The 23,039-nt window shown below is 35.6% G+C and carries 21 protein-coding genes; 9 read left to right on the plus strand and 12 right to left on the minus strand.

Translation table 11 applies throughout. The features are described from left to right. Window positions 1-36: 36 nt before the first annotated feature. On the minus strand, window positions 37-2,190 hold the full coding sequence (locus tag ABXT44_RS02750; protein ID WP_416687954.1) for a sugar ABC transporter ATP-binding protein: 2,154 nt from the start codon (window positions 2,188-2,190) through the stop codon (window positions 37-39). A gap of 298 nt (window positions 2,191-2,488) precedes the next feature. On the opposite strand from ABXT44_RS02750, the gene ABXT44_RS02755 reads away from it, so the two are divergent. Both ABXT44_RS02755 and ABXT44_RS02760 read left to right on the plus strand, forming a co-directional pair. Then, the gene (locus ABXT44_RS02755) at window positions 2,489-3,502 is read left to right on the plus strand and encodes an ABC transporter permease (RefSeq protein ID WP_416687956.1); all 1,014 of its coding nucleotides are present in this window, start codon (window positions 2,489-2,491) and stop codon (window positions 3,500-3,502) included. Window positions 3,503-3,586: 84 nt separating this feature from the next. After that, the gene (locus tag ABXT44_RS02760) at window positions 3,587-5,647 is read left to right on the plus strand and encodes an ATP-binding protein (RefSeq protein ID WP_416687957.1); all 2,061 of its coding nucleotides are present in this window, start codon (window positions 3,587-3,589) and stop codon (window positions 5,645-5,647) included. A 21-nt stretch (window positions 5,648-5,668) separates the two neighbouring features. Here ABXT44_RS02760 and ABXT44_RS02765 read toward each other — a convergent pair whose 3' ends face one another. The 3 genes from ABXT44_RS02765 to ABXT44_RS02775 are packed head-to-tail and all read right to left on the minus strand — an operon-like array spanning window position 5,669 to window position 9,191. Further along, entirely contained in the window at window positions 5,669-7,210 is a 1,542-nt protein-coding gene (locus ABXT44_RS02765) for a sugar ABC transporter ATP-binding protein (RefSeq protein ID WP_416687959.1), read from the minus strand. 32 nt (window positions 7,211-7,242) lie between these two features. Next, window positions 7,243-8,487: a TMAO reductase system periplasmic protein TorT gene (torT, locus tag ABXT44_RS02770; RefSeq protein ID WP_416687961.1), complete on the minus strand. Its 1,245-nt coding sequence runs from the start codon at window positions 8,485-8,487 to the stop codon at window positions 7,243-7,245. A gap of 11 nt (window positions 8,488-8,498) precedes the next feature. Beyond that, window positions 8,499-9,191, minus strand: coding sequence for a response regulator (locus tag ABXT44_RS02775; protein WP_416687963.1), 693 nt, complete (start codon window positions 9,189-9,191; stop codon window positions 8,499-8,501). A 298-nt stretch (window positions 9,192-9,489) separates the two neighbouring features. Between ABXT44_RS02775 and ABXT44_RS02780 the strand changes: the two genes are divergently transcribed. The 6 genes from ABXT44_RS02780 to ABXT44_RS02805 all read left to right on the plus strand — a co-directional run bounded on the left by ABXT44_RS02780 (window position 9,490) and on the right by ABXT44_RS02805 (window position 16,799). Beyond that, a complete protein-coding gene (locus ABXT44_RS02780; protein ID WP_416687965.1) occupies window positions 9,490-10,662 on the plus strand; it encodes an ABC transporter substrate-binding protein in 1,173 nt (390 codons plus the stop codon). A gap of 149 nt (window positions 10,663-10,811) precedes the next feature. Beyond that, on the plus strand, window positions 10,812-11,519 hold the full coding sequence (locus tag ABXT44_RS02785) for a bacteriorhodopsin (protein ID WP_271556574.1): 708 nt from the start codon (window positions 10,812-10,814) through the stop codon (window positions 11,517-11,519). A gap of 43 nt (window positions 11,520-11,562) precedes the next feature. Continuing rightward, window positions 11,563-13,557 (plus strand): flotillin domain-containing protein, encoded by a 1,995-nt coding sequence (locus ABXT44_RS02790; protein WP_271556576.1) that lies wholly within the window; start codon window positions 11,563-11,565, stop codon window positions 13,555-13,557. Between the two features lie 40 nt (window positions 13,558-13,597). Next, complete coding sequence (locus ABXT44_RS02795) at window positions 13,598-15,976, plus strand: N,N-dimethylformamidase beta subunit family domain-containing protein (protein ID WP_416687967.1); 2,379 nt, start codon at window positions 13,598-13,600, stop codon at window positions 15,974-15,976. A 26-nt stretch (window positions 15,977-16,002) separates the two neighbouring features. Further along, complete coding sequence (locus tag ABXT44_RS02800; protein ID WP_271541123.1) at window positions 16,003-16,371, plus strand: hypothetical protein; 369 nt, start codon at window positions 16,003-16,005, stop codon at window positions 16,369-16,371. 20 nt (window positions 16,372-16,391) lie between these two features. Next, window positions 16,392-16,799: an inner-membrane translocator gene (locus ABXT44_RS02805; protein WP_271541124.1), complete on the plus strand. Its 408-nt coding sequence runs from the start codon at window positions 16,392-16,394 to the stop codon at window positions 16,797-16,799. A gap of 157 nt (window positions 16,800-16,956) precedes the next feature. On the opposite strand, the gene ABXT44_RS02810 is transcribed toward ABXT44_RS02805, so the two are convergent. The 6 genes from ABXT44_RS02810 to glp are packed head-to-tail and all read right to left on the minus strand — an operon-like array spanning window position 16,957 to window position 21,155. Then, window positions 16,957-17,643 carry a heparan-alpha-glucosaminide N-acetyltransferase gene (locus ABXT44_RS02810; RefSeq protein ID WP_416687968.1) on the minus strand — a complete coding sequence of 229 codons (687 nt, stop codon included), beginning with the start codon at window positions 17,641-17,643 and terminating at the stop codon, window positions 16,957-16,959. A gap of 9 nt (window positions 17,644-17,652) precedes the next feature. Next, on the minus strand, window positions 17,653-18,183 hold the full coding sequence (gene mog / locus ABXT44_RS02815; protein ID WP_416687970.1) for a molybdopterin adenylyltransferase: 531 nt from the start codon (window positions 18,181-18,183) through the stop codon (window positions 17,653-17,655). Window positions 18,184-18,191: 8 nt separating this feature from the next. Further along, window positions 18,192-18,428 (minus strand): MoaD/ThiS family protein, encoded by a 237-nt coding sequence (locus ABXT44_RS02820; RefSeq protein WP_416653028.1) that lies wholly within the window; start codon window positions 18,426-18,428, stop codon window positions 18,192-18,194. Then, window positions 18,425-19,420, minus strand: a complete 996-nt coding sequence (moaA, locus tag ABXT44_RS02825; protein ID WP_416687971.1) for a GTP 3',8-cyclase MoaA — start codon at window positions 19,418-19,420, stop codon at window positions 18,425-18,427. The genes ABXT44_RS02820 and moaA overlap by 4 nt, the downstream gene beginning before the upstream one ends. After that, complete coding sequence (gene moaC, locus ABXT44_RS02830; RefSeq protein ID WP_416687973.1) at window positions 19,417-19,896, minus strand: cyclic pyranopterin monophosphate synthase MoaC; 480 nt, start codon at window positions 19,894-19,896, stop codon at window positions 19,417-19,419. The genes moaA and moaC overlap by 4 nt, the downstream gene beginning before the upstream one ends. Beyond that, window positions 19,893-21,155 carry a gephyrin-like molybdotransferase Glp gene (gene glp / locus ABXT44_RS02835; protein WP_416687975.1) on the minus strand — a complete coding sequence of 421 codons (1,263 nt, stop codon included), beginning with the start codon at window positions 21,153-21,155 and terminating at the stop codon, window positions 19,893-19,895. The genes moaC and glp overlap by 4 nt, the downstream gene beginning before the upstream one ends. Window positions 21,156-21,248: 93 nt before the next feature. On the opposite strand from glp, the gene mobA reads away from it, so the two are divergent. Beyond that, window positions 21,249-21,827 (plus strand): molybdenum cofactor guanylyltransferase MobA, encoded by a 579-nt coding sequence (mobA, locus tag ABXT44_RS02840; RefSeq protein WP_416687977.1) that lies wholly within the window; start codon window positions 21,249-21,251, stop codon window positions 21,825-21,827. Here mobA and ABXT44_RS02845 read toward each other — a convergent pair. Both ABXT44_RS02845 and ABXT44_RS02850 read right to left on the minus strand, forming a co-directional pair. Further along, entirely contained in the window at window positions 21,824-22,276 is a 453-nt protein-coding gene (locus ABXT44_RS02845; protein WP_416687979.1) for a molybdenum cofactor biosynthesis protein MoaE, read from the minus strand. The two genes, mobA and ABXT44_RS02845, sit on opposite strands and share 4 nt — an antisense overlap. Window positions 22,277-22,336: 60 nt before the next feature. Continuing rightward, the gene (locus ABXT44_RS02850) at window positions 22,337-23,032 is read right to left on the minus strand and encodes a YczE/YyaS/YitT family protein (protein ID WP_416687981.1); all 696 of its coding nucleotides are present in this window, start codon (window positions 23,030-23,032) and stop codon (window positions 22,337-22,339) included. Window positions 23,033-23,039: the final 7 nt, after the last annotated feature.

Genomic DNA, 23,039 nt, shown 5'->3' on the forward strand with positions numbered 1-23,039 from the left:
TAAAAGTTCATTTAGTGATATTTATATTAAATTGCCCTATTCTTTAGAGAATAATTTTTCAAATTTTTCTAAATCTTCCTTACTATATTCCTGAGTATTTGACTTAACGCTCTTATGATCTATATTATTAGAGGAGGCGATTTTTTGACTATTTAAGCCTCTATCTTTCTCATTTTTAATTTCATTACTATCTTCTTCAATTTCAAATTTTTTGAATAGCTCTTCATCGGCTGCTGAGTAACCATCTGCCTTATTAGTCTGACCCAAAGTAATTTTTTGGTTAGGATTTTTTTTAAATTTCATTAACTTTTCAAATTGATTTGAGTCATCTTTAGAATATTCAAAAGACTCGGTTAATTCCTCAGCTGTTTTCTTTTCAACTTTTTTGCCATCATTATTTTGATTTTCAGAAGAATTGATAATTGAATTAAAATTTTCTTCATCAGAAGGTGAGAAATCCTGCTTTGAAGATTTAGTTGAGGCTTCTGTTTTGATCTCATTTTTGAAATATTTACTTACGTTATATTCACTCATTTCATTCTCCATTTTTGTGTTTTCAGGATATTTTGAGTTCACCAACTCTTTATGCTCTATATCAGAGTTATCTTGATTTTGAATATGTCCAAACATTGATTCAAGAATTCCATCAGCATTAATTTTTTGATCTAAAAATGTTTCAAAAATGCTGCCATTGCGAAATACAATTACACGCGAACAAAACCCTATGAATTCTTCAAGTTCACTTGACATGTAAATTACTGAATTTCCTTCATCCGCAAATTCTCTTAGTTGTTTGTAAAGATCTCTTTTAGTTTGTAAATCTATTCCACGGGCAGGATCTAATAAAACCAAAGTCTTGGGATGGGTGGAAAAAGCACGTCCTAGCATTACTTTTTGTTGATTACCGCCACTTAAAGATGTAATCAAATTTTCTTTGGCGCCTGCTTTAATAGCTAATCTCTCTACTTCCCAATCATAAATGTCATTTATTGCACCCCATTCAATAAGGCGAACGCCGGGTATATTGGTATTTTTGTCGTACATAGAAATTGCTAAATTTTCAACAATACTTAGATTTGGTAAAATTCCTTCTCTTTTTCGATCACCTGAAACAAATGCAATTCCAAATTTTTTTGCATCGGCAAGAGTGTTAATCGAAGAAAAATCAACACCATGGTTTGTGCTGACTTCAGCTACTCCTTCTGCAGCTGGTGCAATACCAGCTAATATTCGAACAAAGTCATCTTGACCATGGCCATCTAGCCCAGTGATTCCAACTATTTCGCCTTTATTTAATTCAAAATTTGAAGAATCACTTGTTGGCCAAACCCTCATATTTTGAGTTCTGAGAGCTACTTGTGAGTGAGATGATTTGTGAGCATCTTGTTTAGTTGAGTCTTTGCTTTGATCTTTTCCTGTCATCAGTTGTAAAAGATTTTTTTCAGTAATTTGACTTTTTTCTAAAACACCAACATCTTTCCCATCTCTCATAACTGTGCAACGATCACTGATTCTTACTAACTCTGCAATTCTATGAGTTACTATTATTATTGCTGTCCCCTTATCACGTAGTTCTCTCATCTTATTAAAAAGACGCTCAGTTGAGTCGAAATCTAATGCAGCTGATGATTCATCTAATATTAGTAAATCTGGCTCACTTAGTAATCCTCTAGCAATGGTAATCCAGGCTTTAGTACTTAGTGGAAGATTTCCAGCTGGCATTAAGGGGTCGATATCTTCATCAGCTAATTCACTTAATAAAATTCTAGCTTTATCTTGTTTATCTTTATCCGACATTGATTTTGAGAAAAAACCATCAATACCAATAAATAAGTTATCAACTATCGATGCTTCATCTGCTACAAGAACCTCTTGAAATACCATTGAAACTCCTAAATCGCGAGATTCCTTTGGTGTAGATGGGTGATGGCCATTAATTGACACTTTCCCTGAATCAATTGGCAAGACACCCGCTAGCACTTTAGCTAATGTACTTTTCCCACAGCCATTTCCACCAATAATTGCATGAATTTCACCAAAATATCCAGTAAAGGATACATTATCAAGAGCTTTAGTTACCCCAAAGGATTTGCTTACATTTTTAACATGAAGCTCACCCGGAAATTTTGTTAATATTTCTGGGAAATCTGAAGGATCATCTTCTAATGTCTTTTGTACTTGTTCGGTCAATTAAATACACCTCTAAATTGAAATAGGATTCACTTCAGACTAATGGTTATGTGTTTATTTAGAAATTTATATATACAGAAATTCTATTTTAAAACATCCAAAAGTATAGGTGCAGTTTACTACTATCACATACCATAGTCAATAGTATGTATTAATTCTTATATTATTAGTAAAGCAATGTTTATTAATGTTACAATCATGTATAAAAATTATGGTTAATAGGTTTTTTTTAAAACTATTTTTTTTAACTTTCTTTGATATATTGTCATATTCTTGGGTTTATTAAGTAAATATAAATATGAGTGAATTTTTTAATTATTTTTCAATACTCAAGAAATTCTTGTCCTCTTCATTTATTAAAGCTGGAGTATTACCCTGGTTTCTTGGTGTTGCTCTAATTACTTTCTCATTTGCTAGTGATAATTTTTTAACTACACAAAATATTCTAGGCGTAGCAAGACATTCTTCAGATCTTATTCTTGTGGCTATGGCTCAGATGGTAGTTATGCTCACTGCAGGATTGGATTTCTCTGTTGGTGTAATTCTTGCAATGACTTCTGTAGTTGCTTCGATGACAATGGTGGCTTTGTGGTCTGGATATGGTTCCGGCTGGGAGGCAATTTTTATAGGCTGCTTAGCAGGGCTTCTAGTTGGAGCGCTTATTGGTCTAGTCAATGGCCTTGGTGTTGCTTTTTTACGAGTGCCTCCATTCATAATGACTCTTGGCATGTCTTCAATTATATTTGGGTTAGCTCTTACTATTACTGGAGGAATTCCAATCTATGGAATGCCCGAATCATTCACGAATATTTTTGGCTATGGAACGTTTCTAGGTATTTCGTTAACTATATGGATCACTCTATTTTTTATTATTTTGGTTTATATTTTTATTAATATGACAAAGATGGGGAGGTACTTTTATGCTATAGGAGGAAACATAAGAGCAGCAGAACTTTCTGGCATTAATGTTCGTTTTTATATTGTGAGTGCTTATGTTTTTTCTGCAGTTATAACTAGTATTGCGGCTTTATTGATTACTGCAAGGCTGGAAACTGGAGAGCCTAACATTGGTGCAAGCTATCCATTGCTATCTATTGCCGCTTGTGCGATTGGAGGGGTAAGCCTTCTTGGCGGTGTTGGCAGAGTTCAGAATGTTGTTTTAGGGGCATTTTTTATTATCTTAATACAAAATGGAATGAACCTAATGAGAGTTGGTTCATACTTACAGATGGTTGTTATAGGTGTGTTGCTTATAGTAGCCATTAGTGCTGAGTATTTTAGGCAGCAAATGTTATCAACCATAAAGAAATAATGACCGAATAAGAATGATTTTTTATAATTCATTAAATTTGAATGTTTTCTTAGATTCTGAGATCTAGAAATTCATAATTAATATATGAGAAAAATTAAAAAAAATCTCTTTAATAGGTTATCTCTTAATCAAAAAATCTTAGCTTTAATATTTATTGAAATTATTGCTTTTATTTCATTAATGCTAGTTGCTTTTTCGCAAATCTACACAGTTGGCAGCGAAACCAAACAAATGTCTTCTATCACAATTCCATTAATCGAGTCCGTTCATAGAATTGATGATAGCGTTTATAGTCAAAGGCTTAGTCTCAATGAGCTTTATATAACGGTTACCCAAATCGTTAACCAAGATGGTGATAAAACAAGTTTTTACGATAAATATGTGCAGCTCTTAGGCGGCAAATCAATCCAGGATAAATTTTTATTAGCTAGTCAAAAATTGAAGGATTCAATTGCTGATACTGAAGATTTTATTAGAAAAGTTAAAAATGACGAAGCCTCAAACAACGACATAATTTTAGATAATCAAGAGCAATTACTTTTAGAGCTCTATGCCCTGAGAGTAGTTTCTCAAAAATATAATCAAACAGTTGTAAGTAACTTATTTCTTGAAAACAATTTACAAATACTTACTCTAAATATCAAAAACCTCAATGAAATTTTATCTACTGAAGAGTCTCTTATTATTCAGGCAGAAAAAGTAAGTAAAGAATTAGAAAATGTTATTAATGCCTCTAAAGCAAAAATAATTTATGTTGAAAGAATCGCTATTAGTTATATAGTTATAACAACAATTATTTCTATTTTATTCGCTATATCAATGATTCTTCTTATTGTAAGGATGAATATTTCAAAGCCTTTACAGTTACTTACTGACTCAATAAATAGATACACCCCGTTAAGAAAAGTGACAAGGTTAGAAGATGAGCAAAATATATTAGAAAGAGAGGATGAGCTTGGAAGAATGGGGCGAAGTTTTAACAGGCTTAAAGAGGACTTATGGGAGCAAGGAGTCGGACTTCAAAATGCTAAGGAAGATGCTGATAGAGCCAATAAAGCCAAATCACTATTTCTAGCTTCAGCTAGCCATGATTTACGTCAACCTTTAAATGCAATGCAGATGTACATAGCCGCGTTAAAATCTAAAGTTAAAGATGAAAAAATTCTTACAATTATTGAAGATATAAATTCAGTTTCAGCTTCAACTGCAAGACTTTTAAATGCTCTTTTAGATGTTTCTGAATTGGAGGTTGGAGCTATTAAGCCTCGATATGAAGACTTCTCAATTAATAATATTTTTACTAGTATTTTTCAATCATTCGCACCTTTAGCAAAAGATAAAAACTTACAGTTTCGAATCGTTCCTTCTAGTATTACTGTTAGAAGTGATCCTGATTTATTGGAACGTATATTAGGTAATTATATGTCAAATGCCATTCGTTATACTGAAGCTGGATCTGTAATGATGGGATGCAGAAAGAGGGGCAATAAGGTTTTAATTGAAGTCTGGGATACGGGCTGTGGAATCTCAGAAGATCAAATGCCAAATATTTTTGAGGACTTTTATCAGATTGAAAATAAAGAGCGAGATAGAAGCAAGGGGCTTGGTCTTGGTCTGGCTCTAGCGAAGCGTTTATCTCTAAGCCTTAACCATACAATAGATTGTAAATCTACTCTCGGAGGTGGCTCATGCTTTTCTGTATTAGTTGAAATTGGTGAAGCGAAGAATAGTGAAGTTCAACTTGAAGCTATTTCTAACATTATGGATTTAACTGGTGCTAGAATTTTATTAGTTGAAGACGATATTGATGTCTTAAAAGCTTCAATTCAGTTAATGGAATCTTGGGGCTGTATTGTCGATTCTGGAAGAGACCTGAACGAAATCAAAAATATCATTAGGTCTCCAGATTACCAATTGCCAAACATTATTGTGGCTGACAATCGATTACCAGGAGATGCTTCAGGTGTTGATGTAGTTAAACTAGTTCAGCAAGAGTTAGAGTCTGTAATTCCGAGCATAATAATAACTGGAGATGTAGAAAGGTCTCATATACAAAGCATTAAAGAAAAAGGGCTGCCAGTGTTATTAAAACCAATTCAACCTGCAAAGTTCAGAGCTATTCTTTCACATTTGATTAACTCTTAGCTCTCAATTTATTTTTAAAAGTTAGACTTTGATTTCAGTTTCTCTAGATTTCAAAAAATAGTTTTGGATTAGAAGTTCGCTTGACTCTTCAGAGTTTATTTCAGCACTTAAGCTGCCTTCATTAATAATATAGATTCTATGAGATAAGTTAACTAGTTCGGTTAAATCAGAAGAGATCATGAGAACTGCTCCTCCTGCATCACAAAAGTCACTTATCAGTTCATAAATTGACACGCGAGTACCAATATCTACTCCTATTGTTGGTTCATCAAGAATAAATAATTGAACGTCTCGAGCAAAACTTTTAGCAAGCATTACTTTTTGTTGAGTACCACCAGATAGCTGCTCTATTTTATTTTCGATACCCTTATTGAAGTTTAATCGTTGCCCAATCTTTTCAACAATATCTTTTTCGTTTTTTCTATTTACCATGAAGCCAGTTGAAAATTTTGGAAGCCCTAGTGATGGTAAAGAAATATTTTCTCTGATATTGTGTTCCATTACAAGTCCTTCAGCCCTTCTATCAGAGGGTACATAAAGCATTCCTCTATCAAGCATTGCTCTTGGACTAATGTCATTGATATTTTTAGAACTGTCATATACAACATCATCTAAGTAAGTTATGTTGCCTGAATTAATTTTATTAATACCAAAGCATGCCCGACCAATTGCAGATTTTCCTGATCCAGCAAGTCCTGCAAGTCCAACTACCTCTCCAGCTCTTACATTGATTGATACATCCTTTAAGAAACTATCTGGAATGCTTAGGTTTTTTACATCTAATAGCCTTCTGCCAGGATGACTTTTTATCTCAGGAAAAAAGTTTTTGATTTTTCGGCCAGTAGCAAGCTCAATTAATTTTTGCTCATCAATTTTAGAGACCTTATCAGTCTCAACTACTTTACCATCTTGAAGAATTGTTACGCGATTACATATTGTATAAATTTCTTTCATTCGGTGAGTAATATAAATTACACCAATGCCTTCTTCTTTTAAAATTTTAATCATTGAAAAAAGATGGTTTGTTTCATTTTCCGCCAAAGAAGCAGTTGGCTCATCAAGAATCATTATTGAGGGTCTTGTATGGAATGCTTTTGCAATCTCAACCATTCTTTTTTCGGCATGAGATAAGTTAATTATTTTTTCTTCAGGTTTAATAGAGAACTCGAGTCTATCCATGGTCTCACAAGCCATTTTATGCAATTTTTTCTTGTTAAGAAATAGCCCTTTTGAAACATTAGAGCCTAGAAATAAATTTTCTTCAACAGTGAGTTGAGGAACTAATGAGAACTCTTGAAACACTGCACTAATTCCAAGCTCCCTCGCATTATGGACAGAATGAATTTTCAATTCTTCATTGTTCAGAATAATTTTTCCACTTGTAGGCTGTAAATCACCAGTAATAATTTTAATTAAAGTAGACTTTCCAGCTCCATTTGGACCAAAGATGGCATGAGCTTCACCAGGGTACAAATCAAAATTGACTTCATTCAATACAGAAGTTTCAAAAAATTGTTTTGATATATTCTTAAGCTTTAATAGAGGTATTGATGATTGATTCATAATTTAGTTTTTTTAATTACTAAGATTATCTTTTAGTTTACTGAAAAAACAGGAGACCACCCCTTAGGGGCTAGTGTTGTTGAGGAGTCAAACTTACTAAAATTTTTAGGTGTTACAATTAATATTGGTTGCTGTATGTGCTCTGTAATTCGACCCGTATTATATTCTGGGCGACCTCCTGTTGCCATTTCAATTCCCCCTAATAGCCTTACTGCCTGGTCAACGGCAATTCTGGCTTGAGAAATCATTTGATCTGATGGCGCCATTGAAATTAACCCTCGTTTTATAAAAAGATCAATACCAGGCGTATAGTATGTGGACACTAATTTAATTTTGTTTTGAAGTTTTCTGGCTCTTAGGGCTCCTGCTGCAGCTTCAATTGTTGTTCCAGTCCCTACAATGTATTTAAATTCTGGCTCAGGCCCTGAAGCTAAGTTCTGAAGGGTCTCTTCAACCAACTGCAATTGGATTGATTTCCCTGTATCCCCCCAATTTGTTTCAAGTATTTTAATTTTTGATCCATTTAAAGCTTTTAAACAGCCTACGTTTGAGGCAATAGACCATCCTGCGCCAGGCGGTCCAGGAAACCAAACTATATTGGTTTCATTTGGATTATCTTTTTCTTGATCTAAAACCCATTTGCATGAGGTGTAACCCATATCGATAAAACTTTGTAAAGAATTGGCATCAACAGCTGTATTTATTCCAGTAACAAGAACAACAACAGGAATTCCTTTTTCTCTTATTATTTCTATCTGTTTGGCGTTACCATTACTTGAGATTGGTCCAATAATTAAAGCCTCTCCTCCGTTAGTTATACAATCATCGACTTGATTTAGTTGTGCGTCTAGATTTGTATATCCACCGGCTTCAAATAATGTGATTTTTTGACCTAGACGACGACCTTCAGTAATAATCCCATAGGCTACTCCAACCCAATAAGAGTCTTTAAGGTGAGGAAATGAAACACATATGTGATGTTTATTATTAACTTGGTTTGGTTTTAAAGGAGCATAAATTTGAAGGGGAAGCGTTTCTAGGGAGTTTCTTTTGTCTGTCCAGCAATCAACGTCACCATCTGTACAAGAATAATTGAATACGTTTACGCTTTGAGACCAATAAGCACCTTCATTAGCCTGAGTGGGTGAAATATAACTTATTAAGAACAATAAAAAAAATAAAGACGCGCAAGGAAGTCTTGAATATTTTATGAATATATTTTTAAAATACTCTACTAAAAAGAAAATATAGTTGTCATTTTTAAAAATAGAACTCAATAAACCTCCCTCTAGGTAATTAACTCCGAAACTTTTTGGATATTGGAATATTTAGCAACTGCTTCAGTTCTATTTTTAACATTGAGTTTTTTAAAAATTGCTGATACGTGCATTTTAATTGTTGGAATGGTAAGACCCAATTCAGTTGCAATAGACTGGTTTGAGTTACCAACCTTTATAAGATTAAAGACTTCTTCTTGTCTCTTTGATAGGATGCTGGACTTTTTAATAATATTTGATACTGGTTGGGAGGCATCATTCTTGATGTCAATTCTTGATTGCAAGACATGCGGAGGAATGTAAACACCCCCAGCCAAGATAAGCTTAATAGCGCTAATAGTAATTTCTGGTAGGGAGGTTTTTGGAATGTAACCTGATGCTCCAGAAGAGATGGCCATATGAATGGAATCAAAATCTTCTTTAACAGAAACAATAACTATTGGGACGCCAGGATGCAAATTGATAATATTGAGGATGCTTTTTTCTCCATCCATTCCAGGCATCATGAGATCTAGAAGCAATAAATCAATAGAAGGCTTTTCTGAGAGAATTTTTATTGTTTCATCAAAGCTATTCGTTTGAAATATATCTGAATTTGGTACAGCCATTTTTACAACTAATTCTAGCCCACCTCTGACTAATGCATGGTCATCCGCTATAACGATTTGATGACGAATTGAATTATCTTGAACTTGATTTGGCATATTTATTTATTCTCTTAGTAATTGAATTTTAAAGCTTTAATGAGGCATTCTCATTAATTGTACATTATTTTACTGGTTAATAAGAATGCAGGGCTGCATACTTTAATCCCATATACATACTAATGTAATGTAATAAATAAAATATACATACTTTTGTTGACTAATATATACAATATGCTATACTCACATATACTTTAGACTATGTAAATTTGCTTTAAAAGCGTACCTAGCTTATAAATCAAAGTTTTTTAAAGTATACAAAACAAGTAATGATACTTGTCAAAAAAAGGAGATAAAAATGCAAAAATTTATAAAATTTACTTTAGCATGTTTTTTATCATTAGGATTTTCAACAATGACTCTTGCTGGTCTAGATGAAATTCCAAAAAGTATTACTGATTCAGTGTATAACCCAGATCTAATGGATTCAATGCAGCCATTAGGTGAGAGTGCTTTTAGGGAATGGAAGAGTGACCGCTCTCCACCTTGGACAGTAGGTTATGCAAGTACTTATGCTGGAAATACTTGGCGTAAAGGCGCAATGGACCGGTTATTGAATGAGATCAAGCCAAAATGGCAAGAGCTCGGACTACTTAATGATATTGTTGTTACACAGTCAAATCTTAAAGATTCTTTACAAATCCAGCAGATTAGACAGCTAGTTGATCAGGGCGTAGATGCAATTATTATTTGTTGCTCGAACCCGACAGCTCTTAATCAAGCTATTCAGTATGCATTTGATAGAGGCGTTCCCGTCTTTTCATTTACTGGATATACAACATCGCCACTTTCAGTCAGTTCATCAGTTAACTATCATCAGGCAGGATTTGATGTTGGTACATGGATGGCCGAAGAGATTGGTGGAGAGGGTAATGTTCTTGTAGTAGAGGGTATTCCTGGCTATTCTGCTTCTGATTCTCAGAACCGTGGAGTTTTGGATGGTTTGTCTCAATATCCTGGAATTAAGGTTACTGGACAGATTGCCCATATGTGGACATCACAAGTTGGTCAAGCAGAAACACAAAAATGGTTAGCAACTCATCCTGGTCAGCTTGACGGTATGGCAGTTCAGTCTTCTGGTGAAACAGGAGTATTAGCTGCACTTCAGCAATCAGGTCGTGAAATGGTTCCATTATCAATTGGTGGTGAGTTAGGTGCTTTATGTTACTGGCGTAATAATCCAGATTACATAAGTGCGGCAATTCAAACATGGCCTCCGGGTGATGATGTTGAGCTTGGCTGGAACATCATGATGCGCACATTGCAAGGTCAAGGTCCTAAGATTCAATCAATTTTAGTACCACCTCGCAAAATTACTTACTCTGATGTTGAGGCAATGATGGGTACTGATTGTGATAGAGGTTCTACTGGTTGGTACAACCCAGGGATAGATATTTGGGGTGGTAAAGACTATCTTGATAATTTCTTCCTGAGACCTGCGGATCCAGAGGCATACGATCCAAATTCATAAGTAAATAAACTTCATAAAGCCCAGAAACTTTTTTCTGGGCCTTATGGATTTTAAGCTCGACATTTAGTTTTTAGAGTTATTAAAAATATTTTTTAAAATGAATTAAAGATTGAAGTAATAAAAATAGAATTTAAAACCAAGGATATTTTATGAACAGCACATTATTACCAACAGACATTGTAGGAGGTACTTTTTGGCTCCTATCTATGGCAATGTTTGGTGCATCTATTTTCTTTCTTCTTGAAAGAACAAAGGTTGCTACTAAGTGGCATACAACTATGACATTACTAGGTGTGGTAATGCTGGTTTCAGCAGTCTTCTACCACTATATTAAAACAATGTGGGTGGACACTGGTTCAGCACCAATTATTCTACGATATTTAGACTGGATACTCACACATACGATGCAAATTGTATTGTTTTATGTCATCTTGTCTGCAGTTACAAAAGTTTCATCAGCTTTGTTTTGGAGATTATTAATTGGATCATTAGTAATGGTGATTGGCGAATTTCTAGGGGCAGCTGGTTATATGAGCGCTACGTTAGGATTTATTATAGGAGTTGTGGGTTGGCTTTATATTCTCGGTGAACTGTATATGGGAGAAGCAGGACGTGCAAATTTAGAGAGTGGTAATGAAGCCACACATATGGCATTTAATGGCCTCAGATTAATTTTAACTATTGGATGGGCAATTTACCCACTTGGTTATTTTATAAACAATCTTGGGGGCGGTATTGATGTGAATAGCTTAAATATTGTTTATAACTTAAGTGATTTTTTAAATAAAGTAATTTTTGGATTCGTAATTTATAAAGCTGCAATGAATGATACTCAGCTAGTAAATGAAAGCAATTAACTATGAAAAATAATACATACAAATTTTATAAGGAGAAATTATTATGACTGGTGCAGATATTATTGCAGCCATTATTCTTACGGCATTAGCAATTGCAATTTTTGTATATTTGCTGCATTGGCTTTATCGCAGATCATCCAAAGAGGTTTCTTTTGTGAGAACTGGACTTAGAGGTGAAAAGGTTATATTAAGTGGGGGAGCATTTGTATTACCAATAATTCACAATATAACTTCTGTTGGAATGCGAACATTGCGTATAGAAGTTAAGCGTGGTGGTGATAAATCATTTATTACTAAAAATAGAATGCGAGTTGAAATAATTGCAGAATTCTATGTACGCGTAACTCCATCAAAGGAGGCAGTATCAATTGCAGCGGGTACTTTAGGTAAGCGAACAATGGAGCCTGAAAGTTTAAGAGAATTAGTCCAAGGTAGATTTGTAGACGCACTAGGTATTGTTGCAGCACAAATGACAATGGAAGAAATACAGGAGAAGAGGGGCGAATATATAAAGGAAGTAAAGGTTATTGTTGCTGAATCTTTAAGTGCGACAGGACTAGAGCTTGAAGCCGTTTCTCTAACTAGTTTAGATCAAGCTGGACTAGAGGTATTTAACCCATCTAACGCGTTTGACGCGGAAGGTCTTACTCAGCTTACAGAGCAAATTGAAGCAGGAAAGAAAAAGCGTAATGATATTGAGCAAGATACAACAATAAGAATTAGAGCAAAAAATCTGGAAGCTGAGCAGAAAGCTCTGGAAATTGATCAACAAAGAGAGTTTTCAAGGTTATCACAGGAGCGTGAAATTGCCAAACAACGAGATAGAGAGCGTACTGATATGGCTATTGAAACCTCAACACAGCAGCGCTTAGCTGAAGAATCCAGAATCCAGTCTGAAGAGGATATTGAAAAAGCACGTATTCAACAACAAGATACAATTGAAGTTGAGCGTTCATTGAGGGAGCATGAGCTAACACTTCAGATTGAAGAGCGAAAAAGATTAAGAAACGAAATTGAAAGACAAACTGAAACTGACATTAAGCAAAAAAATCTTGAGGCTGAAATTAGAGCATTAGATATTCAAAAAGAAAATGAGTTTGCAAGACTCCAACAGGAAGAAGATATTGCTTCTCAAAGGGCAAAACAGAAAACTGAAGTTCTTAAGGTTGAGTCTGAGCAATATATAGAATCTGAACAGGCCCAAATAAAAGCAAACGAAGAAGTTAAAAAGATGGAAATAGATCAAAAGAGATCTCTTGAAATCTCTCGAATTAATAATGATCAATTGTCTCAAGCTTCTGAAATACAAAAGAGAAAAAATCTTGAGATTGAAGAGAAAGATCGTGAGCTTGAAATTATAGCCAAAACTGTAGAAGTATTAAAGGCAGTAGAAAATAAAGAACATATTAGGGCTCAAGTTGTTGTCGCAGAGGAGCAGGTTCAATCAGCACAGGAGGTTGAAGTTGCAGAGCGACAAAAGAAGCTTCAGATAATTAATGCTGAAAAAGAGGGTGAGAGTGAAGCAATACAAATTACCACCCTTGCTAGAGCTGAAAAAGAAGCAGCACAGGAGCAAGAGCAAACTGATAAATATGCCTCCCTTGCAAGTAAGCTTCGATATGAAGTAGATGCAGCAGGAAATTTGATGCTAAATGAGGCTGAAAATGCTCGAAGTGATGAAAGTCGTCAAAGCGATCTAAGAATGGAGATTGCTAAGAATCTTGACTCAATTATTAGAGAAGCTGTTAAGCCAATGGAAAATATTGATGACATAAAAATTTATGAACTTAATGGAATGCCTGGCTTCAATTCAAATAGTTCCAATGGAGATTTTGTTGGACCAGTAAATGGAGGCGGAAATTTTTCTGAAAATGTAGTTAATTCCGCATTACGTTATCGCGCACAGGCTCCTTTTGTTGACAATCTTCTTGATGAAATTGGAATGTCATCTAAAGAGATAAGCAATATTAAAAACATTCTTGGGGATTATAAGAAGGATGAAAAAAAAGGCGACGATATAGAAGGCGATAAAGCCTAAAAAGTTTAACTTTAAATTAATAAAAAATTAAGGAAATATTATGTTGAGAATTACTGGTTATAGCGACAAATACTCTGTTTGTCCTGGAGATAACATACAATTTTATATTAACTCTGAAGATAGTGAAGTTTACGAAACACAAATAGTCCGATTAATACATGGTGATACTAACCCTGACGGTCCTGGATACAAAGAAGAAGAAATTCAGGCTGAATGTAATAAAAATTATCCAGGAAAAAATCAAAAAATACATGGTGGCTCTTATGTGATCGTCCCTCAAGATGAGCGTCTTAATTTAGAAAGCTTTACACTTCAGTGTTATATATTCCCAACAACACCTGTTGTTGGTCTTGGTACTCCACAAAAAGGACGCCAGGGCGTTTTAACTAAATGGGTTGAAGAAACTAAAAGTGGCTATGGGTTGTTTATAGACGAGCATAATTGTTTGTCTGTCGAAATAGGCGATGGCAGTGGCCAGATTATGAAGCTTTCAAGTGATAAAAAACTTTTAAGAAAGGTTTGGTATCTTGCAGCAGTTAGTTATGATGCGCGCACAGGTAAAGTTACGTTATTTCAAGAACCTGTTGTAACATCAACTAATGGCGGATTAGGCCAAGGCTTATTAAATCCAGCAGAAGAAACTACTGCTGTGGTGGAGTCTATTAATAGTATAAAGCCGGGTATCAATGATGCCCCTTTTTTAATGGCAGCAAGTACAAAATATCAGAGGTCAGGAAGACATATTTCTGGAGGACATTTTAAAGAGGTGTTGGAGCCTATAGAATTGCCAGAGCAAATTCATACATATAACGGAAAAATAGATCGCCCAAGACTCTCAAGAAGAGCTTTAACTAGGTCTGAAATAGAATCTTTGGCACGTGGTTACCAGGGTTGTAAGGCAGAATTACGTAACGACGTTGTTGGAGCATGGGATTTTCATGCAAATATAACTACAAACATCGCCTCAACTTGCATAATTGATACGTCACCTTCTATGTTAAATGGTGTCATTATTAATATGCCTGTTAGGGCTATGACAGGCTTTAACTGGACTGGAGATGAAATTGTTTATCATCATAAGCCTGAAGAGTATGGTGCAATTCATTTTCATGACGATGATATAGATGACGCACGTTGGGAAGTTGATTTTGAACTGAAAATTCCTGATGGCTTAAAAAGTGGTATTTATGCTGCTCGCTTAAGGATTGGTGGTGAAGACTCTCCAGAAACAGAAGATTATATTCCTTTTGTTGTTCGTCCTCCAAAAGGAAAAACTACTTCAAAATTGGCTTTTATTTTGCCTACAAATTCATACTTAGCCTATTCAAATGATAATCTTTGTACCAACTGTGTTGTGGCTGAGTTATTAGCTGGAAAGGTTCCTGTAATGACTGCAGCTGATCTATATTTAAATGAGCATAGAGAATATGGACTTTCTACTTATTCACTTCATTCAGATGGAAGTGGCGTTTGCTACTCATCAAGACTTAGACCAATTTTAAATATGCGCCCTAAATATCGTCATTGGCTCTCTCCGTCTTTATGGCAGCTTAATGGCGATCTTCATCTTGTTGACTGGCTTGAAGAAAAAAACTTTGATTTTGATATTCATACTGATGAAGACTTGCATCGAGAAGGAGTTGGGTTATTAAATAAATATCAAACTGTACTTACTGGAAGTCATCCAGAATATACTTCAGAAAAAATGTTTTCTGCTTATGAAAAATATCAACAAGATGGAGGTCGATGGATTTATTTAGGTGCAAATGGTTTCTACTGGTGTAGTGAGTATCATCCTGATAATTCTAATATTATTGAAGTTCGTAAAGGAGAGGCTGGAACTAGAGCCTGGACAGCAAATCCTGGAGAATATAATAATGCTTTTGATGGAAAATATGGAGGCATGTGGCGCGCTCGAGGAAGAATTCCAAGTAAGCTTTGTGGACTCACTTTTACGGCTTATGGTTTTGATGTTTCATCCTACTATGTTAGAGATAAGGATAGTGAAAGACCAGAGACAGCTTGGATAATGGAAGGGGTAGGGAATGGTGAAAAAATCGGTGATTTTGGGCTTGTTGGCGGTGGGGCTGCAGGTGTAGAGTTGGATCGGTATGACATTGAATTCGGAACCCCACATGATTCATATTTATTAGCGCATTCAGTTGGACATACCAATTTAATGTTGCAAGTTAATGAAGAGATTCACTTTTCTGTTCGTGGGTATCACGGAAGTGGTACTGAGAATCCAATGGTTCGAGCTGATATGGTGTTTTATAAAACACCAAATGATGGTGGAGTTTTTGCTCCAGGATCTTTGTCGTGGTGTGGAAGTCTTTCGCATAATAATTACAATAATAATGTTTCTCGTATTACAGAAAATGCAATAAGAGGATTTTTAAAAGATGGACCTTTGCCTTAATAATATAGATAAGGAGTTATATTAAAATGATTACTAATAAACACCCTAATATGATGGATCCACCTGTTGGTAAGTCAGTTGTTGGAACAAGCACTGAGCCTCTTAATGAATTAGAGAAAAGAGTAATTAGCCCTCTAGATGAGGATAAAGTTAATGATTTGTCAGAATATTTATTTACACTTAATAATAGACACATTGGGCCAATTGCAGGTGCTTATGTTGCAGTTTGCATTGTTGAAGGAAAAGAGTGGTGTGTTGGCCAGTTGAATGCAGATCGAGCAAAGCCATTAATACTTTTTGAAGATAAGATCTTTAACACCCCTGAAGGCGCCCAAATTGAGGCAGGACGATTAAAAGAGGAGCGAGGAGAGTCAGTGCCTTGTCGCAACCATTAATTACAAAATAGGAATATATTATGACAAATAAAGAAAAAGGTGTAATTGCAAACGAATCTTATGCTGAGACAGATGATTATATTACGAGGACTTATGTAATGCCTCTTTTGTTTGATGATGAATCACGCAGAAAATTGATTTCAGAGCACAGAAATAGTCCTGTTGGAACTGCTCCATCAAATGGAAGGGCCGCGATCGAACATAGTCATGACCTTAGAAAAGTTCTTGATAAATTACGAAGAGCGCCAATGGCTGGCAAATATGTTACTGTTTGTATTCGTATGTTTGAAAAATATAAGATAGGAATTGTTTCAGGAATTCGCGGTGTTCCAGTTGATATACAAGAAGAAATATATTCTTCAGAAGAAGCCTGTGAGCATGCAATTTTTTTAAAAAGAATTGCTAATTTAATGAATCACTACGGTTAGGTTTTGGTTTCTTGTAATCGTCTCTCTTTTTAATATACTATTTTTAATTACAGTAATGATCTTACTGAATAGTCGCTTTCTCCTGCAGAAATATTAACTACGATTACAAGAATCACCAATTCAAAGCTTCAATCAAGCTAGAGTATTACAAAGCCAATTAATTCAATAGGTTGTATGCCAAGCTCACAACACTAAACAACACTAACTGATGAGTCAGATAGATAATTAGAGCATGCTTTCCGATTACTTCAAGCCAATTTAATCGAAAAATAAATATTTTCTGATAATAGGGATTGTGCCCTAGATAAATTCCAATAAAGACAAAAGATAGCCACGGGAATAGAGGGTAATAATCAACACTTCCAAACGGTAAGTAAGGTTCAAGGAGGTATGAAATAAAACTAAGGTTAGGTTGATCAAAAATCGCACCAATAAGAATTAATGCAGCAATTAGCAAGGAGGTCTTAGGAAGATTTACAAAAGAAATTGCTATGATAGTAGAAAACCAAATTAAATGAAGGATTCCAAAATAGACCCATCCATCAGGAAACATTACATAAGTTCCAGCTGAAACAAAAAGAGCAGCAATTCCTAAATATAATAAGCGTTTAAGGAATTTTTTAAATTTAATGCCTTTGCTATGAGCAATAACCAAGCTAATTCCAACAGCGCTCAAGAAAAGAAAAACAATTAAGCAGCGCCATGCTATCCCAGCCCAATGAGTAAATAATGGAATATCAGAAAAGCCAAAAGAATTGAGATCATAAATAAAGTGAAAGGCAATCATCATAATGATTGCAATGCCGCGCATTAAATCAAGTGCTGAATCTCTTGTATTGATCATCAAATAAATTTACTCAAACACTTGAGAGACATAATTTTTATCGATTGTTATGACGGACTCATCAAGAAGCTCAAGACATTTCGGTACAGCTAAAAAAACTGCTCCAAGACATACAGAAATTGCGACTGGCTTGCCAGGAAGATTGATAATTAAGCTATTACCTCGAGTACCTGCGATTTGCCGTGAAAGAATTGCTGTAGGAACGGTCCTAAGTGAAACAATCCTCATTTGCTCTGCAAATCCATCAAAGATTCTTTCACAAACTTCTTTAGTAGCCTCGGGCGTTACGTCTCGAGTAGTTGGACCAGTTCCACCTGTTGTAAGAATTAAATTACAACCAAGACTGTCACTCATCTCTTTGAGAGTATTCTCTATTAAAGGCTGCTCATCTTCAATTATTTTTGAAACTACCTCATATGGGCTAGTTACTGCTTTTGATATCCATTCCTGCATGGCAGGTCCACTAATATCTTCATAGATTCCACGTGCAGCTCTATCAGAAATAGTAAGGAATCCAATTTTAATTTTAGAATCGGTCATATAATCTTCTAGCCTCCCGTAACGGGTGGGAAAAAAGCCACCTCATCATCTTCTTTAACAATGGTATCTGACGCCGCCATTTCTTGATTAACAGCGCACAAAATGTTATTTGGAAAGTGTTCGCTCCCGTGTTTTTCAATAAGTTTTTGTTTGATAAAAGATATTGAAACTGGCGCGTCAAAGTTCATCAAGTCATGACTTGTCTTTAAGTTTTCTTTTAGAGAAGCAAAGTAGATAATTTTCATCCACCAATCTCCACCATTTGACTACTACTAATATTATCAATTACGGAGTCAAAGAAATGTTTTTCTGGTTTTTTTGTTATGGCGTCAACGATTAATTGCTTAATTTCTGCATCAGTCATTCCTGATCTTAGGGCATCACGAAGTGATACTGAGTCTTTTTGACCAAGGCATAAAATTAGCTCACCTTTAGCCGTTAATCTGACGCGGTTGCAGCTACTACAGAAATTATTAGATACAGCTGATATTGTAGCTATACTGGTGTTGGTACCTTTAATATGAAGAGCTTTCGCTGGCCCATCAGTTTGCTGGGCTTTCTGGGATTTAAGCTTACTTCCAAACCTTTTAAAGACTCTTTCAAGAATATCTTTTTCACTGTAGTGTCTATCGACTGCTTCTATGCCAGCAAGCCCAATAGGCATTGTTTCAATAAAACGAATATCAATTCCTCGGCCAATAGCAAAATCTATCATGGACTCAATTTCATCATCATTAACACCCTTCATGACAACCATATTAAGTTTGATAGGACTCATTCCTGCAGATATCGCCGCGTCAATTCCTTTTATAACTGTTACTAAGTCACCGTCCCTCGTAATTTCTTTAAAGCGCTCTGGGATAAGAGAGTCAATTGAAATATTGGCTCTATTAACGCCATTAGCCTTTAACTTGGCTGCTAGTGGCGGTAGAAGATGCGCGTTAGTTGAGAGCGGAATATCATTAAGCCCAGGGATATCTCCAAGCATTTTAGTTAGCTCAAGTATATCTTTTCGTAGCAGGGGTTCTCCGCCAGTAAGGCGCACTTTTGTAACTCCTAGCTCTGAAAATAAACGAACAATTTTTGCAGTCTCCTCAAAAGAGAGGACCTGAGATCTTTTAGTGTGGGTTTGGTGATCCTCATCTCTACAATAATGGCATCTATAGTTACAGTGGTCTGTAACTGAGACCCGTAGATAAGTGATTTCTCGATTGTATGGATCAATTAGTTTGTTCATTTTGGTAATATCCAGTGCCCAGACTTGCCGCCTTTCTTTTCTATAAGCTGGACATTATCAATGAGCATGAAGCGATCAACCGCCTTACACATATCATAAACGGTAAGAGCAGCAATACTTGCAGCAGTTAGCGCTTCCATTTCAACACCAGTCTTGCCAGTTAGTTTTGCTGTAGCAATAATATCAATGCAGTTATTTTGAGTATTAGGAGTAAGCTCTACACTCACTTTAGATAGCATTAGTGGATGACAAAGTGGGATTAGATCTGAGCATTTTTTTGCAGCTTGAATCCCAGCAACCCTAGCAACAGCAAGGACATCACCCTTTTTATGGGAGCCAGAGACAATTAAGTCAAGCGTTTCAGCTTTCATTACAACTCGCGCGCAAGCCTTAGCTTCGCGTGCAGTCTCATTCTTATCGGAAACATCTACCATTTGCGCTTCACCATTTGCGTTGATGTGGGTTAATTTACTCATCTTGTTAATTCACTCATTGAGTAGTAGTTGAGTATAGTCCCAGTTTCAAAGGTTGTATTTTCAGGTATCTCAACAATTCCATCAGCCCAAACAACCGAGCTCATAACATCTGAACCTTGTTTTGGGAAGAGACTCGCTAAAGGAGTCTCCGTTGAATGGTCAATACGAACGCGCGCATATTCACGCCTAGGCTTAGCACGTTTGCAGTCAAAGTTTGTTTTCACCTTTAAAATTTTAGATTCATAGTTACTGTTTCCTTGCATTTTTTTTATAAATGGCAATGAAAAAATACAAAAAGTTACGAAGCTTGATACTGGGTTTCCTGGCAGCCCAATAAATGGAGTCTGCTTAACTTTACCATAAGCCAAAGGTTTTCCAGGTTTCATTCGAATTTTCCAAAGATTTAACTCTCCAAGTTTTTCAACAGCAGGTTTAACGTGATCTTCTTCGCCTACTGAGACCCCGCCAGTTGTCATAATTAAATCACACTGACTCTCAAGTGCTTCAAGTGCTTCGCAGGTTGCGTCCAACTTGTCCTCTATATTTCCAAGGTTTATCACATCACATCCAACCTGCTTTAGAAGCGCTACAAGAGCGTAACGATTAGAGTTGTAAATTTTTCCAGGTGTCAAAGGGTTTCCAGGCTCAACCAATTCATCACCTGTGAAAAAAACACCTACTTTAATTTTTTTAAAAACGACCAGTTCACCAACACCAACTGAGGCGGCTAAAGAAATATCTTGAGGCTTGATTTGCCTTCCTGAGCTAAGAATAACGTTATCTTTAAGGATGTCGTTCCCAGTGGGGCGAATATTCTCATTTAAATTAATAGCTCTTTTAACCGTTATCTGAGATTTATCCTTAGAGAGTGTACATTCTTCCTGCATTACAACCGTATTAGCTCCATTTGGAATTGGAGCGCCAGTAAATATTCTGGCAGCGTTGCCTATCTTTAAGTCATTTCCAGTTGAGCCTGCAGCAATTCTATCGACAACATCAAAGCTTAAGTTTTCTTGTGCTACTTGGTTGTCATTAAGTGCAATAGTGTAGCCATCCATTGCGCTATTATCAAAACCGGGAACATTTATTGTTGAATGTATATCGCTTGCTAAAATTCTACCGAGTGAGTCATCCAAAGACACGGCTTCTGTCATTGCTGTAACACTAGCAGAGTCTATTAGAAAGGACAAAGCATCATCTGCACTCATCAGTGAATCACTAAACATTGCTGAGCTTGAGTTAGTGCTTTGACTATTCATTAGGTTCTATGGATTTAATATTCATACGGTATATTATACAATTGTAAGTAAATTTTCTAATTAAAAATAACTTGAAAAAAGCACAAGCATTAAGTGAATAAAATATCAAAAAAAGAGATTTCAGCTGTCATCTTAGCTGGAGGGATGGGCTCAAGAATGGGCGGAAAAGATAAGGGGCTCATTGAGTTTCGAAACCTTCCATTAATTTCATATGCAGCCAGTGTTGCTAAGGATAGGGTAAGTCAAATATTTATAAGTGCAAATAGAAGTTTAGAGGATTATTCTAAATATGGAAAAGTAATAGAAGACGACTTAGAAGGCTATCAGGGCCCGCTAGCTGGAATTTCTAAAGCTTTAAAAGTTTGTACTTCTAATTATTTGTTAGTTCTCCCCTGTGACAGTCCAATGATTGATGTGACCTTAATCGATTCTCTTATTGAGAGAATGGAGTCTAGTGAGTGTAATATTTGTGTTGCTCATGACGGGCAAAGAATGCACGCAACCTTTGCGCTTATGAAATCAAATCTTAATGAAAGTCTTGATCAATTTTTAGCAGAAGGGGGTCGGAAAATGGCTCTTTGGTATCGTCAGCAGCAAACTGAAAGAGTTAATGTCTCAAGTCATTTAGAGCTGTTAACTAATTTAAACAGTCCAGAAGACTTTAATATTTAAGATTTCCAGCGTTTTTTTTGCTTTTCATCTTTGGTTCTCGCACTAACCCACTCTTCATTATTTTCTGTTACTTCTTTTTTCCAAAAAGGGGCATCAGTTTTAAGGAAATCCATAATGAAATTACATGAGTCAAAAGCTTCTTGACGATGCTTACTAGTTGTTATAACCAAAACTATTTGATCGTTAACATTAAGAGTTCCAATGCGGTGAATAATCGTGACATTTTCAATATCCCATTTATCTCGCGCCTTTTTAACAATTGACTCTAAAGATTTTTCAGTCATCCCTGGGTAGTGCTCAAGAGTCATAGAGCTAAGCGATTTCGGTTGAAGGTCTCTAACTGTTCCAACAAAACTTACAACAGCGCCAATACTAGAGTTATTGGCCTTAGCAAGCTTAACTTCAGTAGTTAAGTCAAAGTCATCGGGTTGAATGAGAATTTTATCCATTATTTGATTTTATCTTTATTAAGATTATTACTGGAATTAAATATTTAAAAATGACTCAAACTAGTTTTGCTTTGATAATTTTCCTACAAGAGTTATTCCTAGTGCAACTGATGGCCCAATTCCAAGTGCAAACAATGCCGTTCCAAGCCCAACAACCTCACCCAGTAATTTGTCAATGTTATTAAGGAGGCAGAGAGAGCCAACTACTACTACGCTGATTTCAATCGTTGTTCGAATTGAATATATTGGCATATTAGTTATTCTTTGTAAGCCAATCATTAATCCATCCCTCGGACCGGCGCCTAAGTTTGAAATCAAATAAAACCCACTACCAAGTCCAATAACAAGAATACCAATAATGACCTGTAAAACCTGCATTGGATACGCTTCAGGATATGGCAAGTAATAAACTGAAAACTCAATTGTTAGTGCTATTATGAAGGCATTGAGAATTGTTCCCATCCCAGGTTTTTGTTTAAGTGGAATCCACATGAATAACACAAATATGCTGATAACAAAAGTAGAAAAGCCAATTGACCAATCAGTAAGGTTTGAAATCCCTTGGGCTAATACAGTATATGGGCCAACACCAGCACCACTGGTTATTAAAAGACTTTCTCCAAGACCAAATAAAAATAATCCAAATACTAAAAATATAAAAGTTAGTGGCTTAGGCTTAAGATTAAACGAGTCTTCAGAGCTCCAAGCAACTTTAGGAATTGTTTTAATAGTAAAGGTCTCAGAAAAAAGTTTCATGGATCAT

This window comes from Candidatus Pseudothioglobus sp. Uisw_041, from assembly GCF_048087625.1.
Taxonomy (GTDB): Bacteria; Pseudomonadota; Gammaproteobacteria; order PS1; family Pseudothioglobaceae; genus Pseudothioglobus.

Excerpts from the sequence above, each read along its gene's own strand:
- glp (WP_416687975.1), bottom strand. The coding sequence starts at position 21,155 with ATGAATAGTCAAAGCACTAACTCAAGCTCAGCAATGTTTAGTGATTCA.
- ABXT44_RS02775 (WP_416687963.1), bottom strand. The coding sequence starts at position 9,191 with ATGCCAAATCAAGTTCAAGATAATTCAATTCGTCATCAAATCGTTATA.
- ABXT44_RS02810 (WP_416687968.1), bottom strand. The coding sequence starts at position 17,643 with ATGATCAATACAAGAGATTCAGCACTTGATTTAATGCGCGGCATTGCA.
- ABXT44_RS02795 (WP_416687967.1), top strand. The coding sequence starts at position 13,598 with ATGTTGAGAATTACTGGTTATAGCGACAAATACTCTGTTTGTCCTGGA.
- ABXT44_RS02845 (WP_416687979.1), bottom strand. The coding sequence starts at position 22,276 with ATGGATAAAATTCTCATTCAACCCGATGACTTTGACTTAACTACTGAA.
- ABXT44_RS02755 (WP_416687956.1), top strand. The coding sequence starts at position 2,489 with ATGAGTGAATTTTTTAATTATTTTTCAATACTCAAGAAATTCTTGTCC.
- moaC (WP_416687973.1), bottom strand. The coding sequence starts at position 19,896 with ATGAGTAAATTAACCCACATCAACGCAAATGGTGAAGCGCAAATGGTA.
- ABXT44_RS02765 (WP_416687959.1), bottom strand. The coding sequence starts at position 7,210 with ATGAATCAATCATCAATACCTCTATTAAAGCTTAAGAATATATCAAAA.
- mog (WP_416687970.1), bottom strand. The coding sequence starts at position 18,183 with ATGACCGATTCTAAAATTAAAATTGGATTCCTTACTATTTCTGATAGA.
- ABXT44_RS02850 (WP_416687981.1), bottom strand. The coding sequence starts at position 23,032 with ATGAAACTTTTTTCTGAGACCTTTACTATTAAAACAATTCCTAAAGTT.
- ABXT44_RS02785 (WP_271556574.1), top strand. The coding sequence starts at position 10,812 with ATGAACAGCACATTATTACCAACAGACATTGTAGGAGGTACTTTTTGG.
- ABXT44_RS02820 (WP_416653028.1), bottom strand. The coding sequence starts at position 18,428 with ATGAAAATTATCTACTTTGCTTCTCTAAAAGAAAACTTAAAGACAAGT.
- ABXT44_RS02800 (WP_271541123.1), top strand. The coding sequence starts at position 16,003 with ATGATTACTAATAAACACCCTAATATGATGGATCCACCTGTTGGTAAG.
- ABXT44_RS02805 (WP_271541124.1), top strand. The coding sequence starts at position 16,392 with ATGACAAATAAAGAAAAAGGTGTAATTGCAAACGAATCTTATGCTGAG.
- moaA (WP_416687971.1), bottom strand. The coding sequence starts at position 19,420 with ATGAACAAACTAATTGATCCATACAATCGAGAAATCACTTATCTACGG.
- ABXT44_RS02760 (WP_416687957.1), top strand. The coding sequence starts at position 3,587 with ATGAGAAAAATTAAAAAAAATCTCTTTAATAGGTTATCTCTTAATCAA.
- ABXT44_RS02790 (WP_271556576.1), top strand. The coding sequence starts at position 11,563 with ATGACTGGTGCAGATATTATTGCAGCCATTATTCTTACGGCATTAGCA.
- ABXT44_RS02780 (WP_416687965.1), top strand. The coding sequence starts at position 9,490 with ATGCAAAAATTTATAAAATTTACTTTAGCATGTTTTTTATCATTAGGA.